Source organism: Photorhabdus sp. S10-54 (assembly GCF_963878145.1).
Lineage (GTDB): Bacteria > Pseudomonadota > Gammaproteobacteria > Enterobacterales > Enterobacteriaceae > Photorhabdus > Photorhabdus kayaii.
Genome location: NZ_CAWNXG010000086.1, coordinates 1 through 5,886 on the forward strand (window position 1 = coordinate 1; position 5,886 = coordinate 5,886).

Below are 5,886 nucleotides of genomic sequence, written 5' to 3' on the forward strand. Positions count from 1 at the left end.
GCGGCGGTGGCGGTCAAATCCTGCCCGGCTTGCAGGGTCACCTCACCGGCACCGGTTATCTGGCTGCCGATATCCTGTTGTTGGGTCAGATGGCGATAGTTATCTTTCCCCCAATTCCCCTGTTCTGTACGGTTTGTGCTTAGGGTATCCAGTGTCAGGTTATGGCCTGCCGTTATCTCGGCGCGACCGTCTTTACCGGCGTTTTTGATGTCACTGGCGGTTAATTGGACATTGTTGATGGCGCTCAGCGATAAGGTGCCTTTATCGTTCTGCACATAAATCCCCGCCGGACGGTCCAGCCAGCGGTTAGCCTCATCCCCGCGTAACGTAGACGCGCTGGTGATATCGCGACCTTTCAACGTTACCCGGTCATCTCCCTGAATCTGCCCGCCCCGGTTGGTGAGCGTTTGTTGGGCCGTCAAATCCACTTTGCCGCCGCGAATAAAGCCGCTGTTGGTCAGGTTGCTGGCGGTCAGTTGGGTGACGTCACGCCCGCTAATCGTGCCGCTGTTGGTGATATCGCCCTGACTGTTAAGCGCCACGGTATTACCGGCCAGCAAGGTGCCATCACGGCTCAGGTCGCCCTGACGGACACGCGCATACACCTGCGGTACGGTGACCACCTCGGTAGTGCCATCCGGCAAGGTCACGGTTTGGTTAGTCAGCCAGATAATATCCGAAGTCAGCAATGCCATCTGCGCCGGACTTAAGGCGACGCCCGGCGTTAACTGTTGCTGTTGGCCAAAGGCAATTCCGGCATCCATCAGCGCTTTAAACTGTGCTTCGTCGTTGTTGTAGCCGGGCAAATAACGCCGGCCGGTCAGTTGGGTGATTTGGTCCCGCACCAGCCGCTGTTCGTAGAACCCATCCCCCAGGCGTTTGTGAACCAGCGCCGGGTCATGGGTTAACTGTTGCCGCATATAATCCGAGCCCAGCCACTGTTTATACTGGGTGAATTTCGGGTCGGTCTCGACCAGATAGTGGCTGTCGCTGCCCGGTTGCACCGTATACAGGCTGTTATCCGGCAGGCGGGTGTTAGGAGTCACCACGCGTATCACCGGATCGACTGTTTGTCCTTTCACCGTCTCCGGGGGCAAACTCAGTTCAAATGGCTGGCCGGGGGGCAAGACCAGAGGCTGGTCGTTTATCCCGCTCACCGGTTTGACCGCCGTGGGAGCCGCGTGTATCTGACCGGTCTGTCGGTCTGTAATCGTGATATCGGTGTTCTGTGGACGGGTATGGTCCTGCCAGGCCAGCGTTTTCAGGTCAATCGTTTCTATCACCGGGGCAGGGTGATAACCACTGCGGCTTTTTCCCTGCGAGGTTTTAGTACCGCGGAATCTGGGCTTAAGTCGTTTCTTTTTCGCATACCAGTGAGTCTGGCGACCTTTATCGGTGGTGATGCGTTCCCCCTGAGTGGCTATATTGTGCAGTTCGCCTATTTCGCCGTTCAGCTCGCCGCCGGCGACAATCTGGCTGTCGTGATTGGTGACCTGCGCGCTGTTGAGCGTGATATGGCCGCCCGCCAGAATTTTACCCGGGTCACTCTGTTTAACCTGAGTTTCATTAACGGTCCGGGTGTACTGATATTCGTAAAAGTTATTACTGCGGCTGCCGTCCGGCATGATGGCATCGTGCACGCCGTGTTTATTGTGGCGGGAGGTGTCCACCTGTGACCAGTCATAGCGGGTGGTCCGGCCGCTCAGTACCGCGTCGTGATGTGGCGATTTTTCCGTTTCGACGACCTGCGTCACCAGACCGGCGTTGGTGTTGTTAATCCGGTCGGCCTGAATGTTCAGGTTGTTCCCGGCTTCAATCGTTGCCGCGTGGTTATTGAGCTCACGCGCTTGACCCGTCGCTGTCAGGTTGTTGTCCAACTGGCCGCCAATGTGCATATCGCCCACGCTGTAAATCTGGGCATGATGACTGTTGTTCAGTGTCCCGGTACCGATATCCAGCCGGTCACGCGCGGCAATGACAGCAGCTTTGCCGTCCTGTGCGCTGTTATTCAGCGTCCCCGTCTGGAGGGCGAGTTGGTCACCGTAAATGCGCCCGGTGCCGGTATTGTTCAGGGTGTTGGCCGTGAGATGGGTCAGGCCGCCATCAATCAATCCGGTATTGTTCAGCGTATCGTGGACCTTGATTTGCGTTTGCCCGGCGCTAATTTCACCGGCGGCGCTGTTGGTAAGATTTTGCGCATCAAGATGCAGCGCCTGACCGGCTTTTATCTGGCGGTCATTGAGGAGATTGCCGGTGGTTTTCAGGGTCAGATTGCCATTGGCTGCGGTGTTGCCGGTATGGTGAAAATCCTCGGTTAAAGCGACCGCCATATCGCCTTGCGATAACAGTTGGCCGTCACCGCTGAGAGCTTCGGCGTTAATATCCACCTGTTTCCCGGCAATCAGCGTGCCTTGCCGGTTGTTAATCACCAGCGAGGCGGGTCCGATCTTGTCGCCCACCGTCAATTGTTTGCCTGCGGAGACCAGCCCCTGGGTATTGTCCAGCGTGTGACTCACCTGGGCTTGCAGGTGGTTAGCTGCCCGTAAAGCGCCCTGGCGGTTGTCCGCCTGTTGGGCGTTGACCGTCAGGTTTTGCGCTTCCAGTCCTTTATCCGCTTGCGCCGTGTCGCGATTAATCAGGTGAGCGGTGCTCAAGGTCAATTGCTGACCACCACGGATAAGGCCACCGGTGTTATCGGTTTGGGTTTCAACATTAAGAGTGGTGTCGCCCACCGCCTGCACCTGCCCGTGACGATTGTCGAACCGTTGGGTTTTCAGGTTGAGCGTCTCTGTCGACAACAATTTGCCGTCCCGGTTATCGGTCTGCGCCTGTCGGGTGTCGATAACCAACTGTCCGCCTTGCAGATGACCGTGGCGATTGTCCAGTGGGCCGCTGGTGACGGTGGTCTTGCCCTCACCAATAATCTGGCCCTGCTGGTTATCCAGTAACTGCCCGTCGGTATCCAAATTCAGGGCGTCTGCGGATTGTAAGGTCCCGTTGCGGTTAGTGAGTTGCTGACTGTGAATGTCCAGCCCGCCATTCCCGGCTATCTGTCCCTGAGTATTATTGAGCGCGGTGCTGGTTAGCGCGGTTTTGCCGTCCGCTGCTATCATGCCGCCGGTGTTATCGATGGCGCCGGTGCGCAGGGTTAACTGCCCGCCGCTTAACAACCGGCCTCCTTTTTGGTCGGCATGGCGGGTATTGGTGAATCCGTGGCCGTGGGTATCAACGGCCATCTCCCGGCCGGATTGTAACAGCCCCGCCGTGTTATCCAGCTCACCACTGTTGACTGTCAGGGTGTCCCCGGCTATCACCTGTCCCGCCGTATTGATGAAGGGCTGGCCGGTGGTCTGGCTGTTGATATGCTGCGCCAGCAACACCCCCTGCGTGTTATCCAGTGTCTGGCTGGTTGTAGTCAGTCGGGTTTTGGCTTCAAGATGACCGTGGGCATTCTGAATGGCTTTGCCAATGGTCAGGGTGGCGCGGTCCCCAGTGGCAACAAGGCTACCCCGGCGATTATCCAGTTGGGCAGCGCTGAGCCGGAGCGCGTTACCCGCTTCCAGCCGGCCCGCCTGATTGTCCAGCGTGTCTTTGACCGTCAGTGTCAGCGAGCCCTTGTCGGCGGCTACGAGGTTGCCGTGACGATTATCGACGGTCGTTGCCTTAAGGTTCAGGTTACCGTTACCGGCAATGGCGCCGTTCTGATTATTCAGAGTGTTCACCGTCAGAGACAGCGTATCTTTGCCGCGTTGTTGCATCAGCCCGTTTTGATGGCTCAAGGTGTCCGCATTGAGGGTAATCTGCCCGGCCTGCGTCTCGGCGTGGTTCAGTTGCAGTTCATCGGCCTGTATTGTCAGGGCGCCATTGGTGAGCAGTTTGCCCTTATCACCCAGCCAGCGTTGGATATTGAGCGACAGTTTGCCGTTGCCTGCCAGTTGCACTGTGCCCTGAGTGTTATCTGCCTGACGCGCAGTGAGATGCAGGTCCTCGCCCTGACTGGCAATGTTGCCCTGATGGTTGTTCAGTGTGTCCGTGGTAATTGTGAGCTGTTTGCTCTGGCTGAACAGGGTCCCGCCACCGTTATTCAGCGTGTGGGTATTCAGCCGCCATTCACCGGTCCCGGTTTGATTAATTTTCCCCTGCTGGTTGGAGATAGCCGGCGTCGTAAGGTGGATTTCCTGTGCCACCAATTGCCCGCCGTCGTTGTTGAACTGGCCGGGGGTTTTCGCACTAAAACGGTCGGCGTTGACGGTGGCGCGAGCGGTACTTATTCCCGATTGACTGGCCGTCAGTTGAATCTGGCTGGCTGCGGTCTGGCTGTCACTTAAGTCAATTTGTTGACTGTGGACGGCCAGCGTATCGGTCGCCAGATTTTTGCCATTGGCCTGAACGTATTGCGCGGTCAGGGTCAGTGAACCGGGGCGGGTGGTGTTGCCCTTATCATCCAGTCCGGCGGCCCAGACGCTGTCATGGCTGCTGTGTATCGTGCTTGCGGTAACGGTGGTATCGCTGCGGGCTTCCACCCGGCCCTGATTCTTTAACGCGCCGCCCGCCTGTAAATTCACCGTTGATTGTGACAGCAATTTGCCTGCGTTAGTCACATCGGCAGACGACGTTAATTGCAGCCCGTCACGGCTGCTGATGGCGCCGCGGTTTTCTATCCGGCCATCGGCAGTGATATACACTTCCCCGGCGGCTGCGCCGATATTGCCGGCATTATGCACGCCCACCCCGGCTTCGGTGCCTTCGAGCATGATTTTATGAGCGTACATGCCCCCCAATGCCGCCACATCCAGCATAAACACCGGCTGGTCAGTCGCGTCAGCCGATTTTTTCTCAATCTTCTGGTGTGCCGCATCCACGCGATTGCGTCCGGTAGTCACTTTAAGGGTGGGCGTGCAATTTAGCGTTAATCGCCACCGAACGGGCGATAATATCGGTGTAACTTTGCCGGGTGCTGTCCATGCCGTGCCCGTCAATCCTCACTTCCCCCTGATTGACATCAAACCCTTTCAACCGGCCCCGTTCCATCAGGGCTTGTCCGGTGGTGAGCGTGGTGCGATGCGCGTTAATAAAACCGCAACCGTTACAGGTGATACCGGCCGGGTTGGCAATAATCACCTCGGCTTTATGCCCGGCCACTTCAATCCAGCCGTTGAGGTGACTGCGGTCATGACTGTTGACCTCATTGAGGATAACGCGGGCGTCCCCTTTGGCTAACCACGGATTACCGGCCACCCTGCCGCCGAGTTGCGTCTGCGTGGCCTGATGGCTGTTATTGAGGATAACCCCTTGTTTATCCACATCAAACTGACGGTAGCTGTTGTGGGAAACGCCATCGGCGCCGGGCGTCTGGATATTGACCTGCGGCGTGCCGTTGGCGCTGCGAATAAGGGTCGGCTGCTGACGCCCCGGCGCCTGTCCATCGGCTACAATCGCCGCCTGTGCCGTGAGTGAAATCCCGCCCAGCGCTAACAAGAGACTGAATCGTAACGCCGTGAACCGGCAACGACACGACGGCAGAGATGGCCGACGAGCGCGGCGTCCCGTTCGTCCGCGCCCGGCACACACTATCTCGGCCACCACCATCCACATCTGACGGGCCTGATTAAAGATAATACGATATAACGGCTTGTTCATGATTTTTACTCCACACAACACTACCCACTGGCAGTTTTGCTATTTGAATTAATACTGCCAATACAGGTTGAATCCGGCCGTGACCGGGGAGGTTTGGACAGCGGGATGCCGACAAACAAGTCGTAGCTCACCCCTTTCAGGCTGCCTCGCCAGCCCAGAGCACTCCCCGCCAGGTGTTTTCCAAGCAGCGCGTCACTGCCCCGTCCGCCCACTTCGCCATAATCGATCCCCAGATACAGCGATTGC

2 pseudogenes are annotated in these 5,886 nt (G+C 57.6%); both read right to left on the reverse strand.

From position 1 onward, the window contains the following. Positions 1–5,640: pseudogene (locus AACQ83_RS23150) on the reverse strand (two-partner secretion domain-containing protein); the annotation flags it as partial. Between the two features lie 48 nt (positions 5,641–5,688). Continuing rightward, positions 5,689–5,886: pseudogene (locus AACQ83_RS23155) on the reverse strand (ShlB/FhaC/HecB family hemolysin secretion/activation protein); the annotation flags it as partial.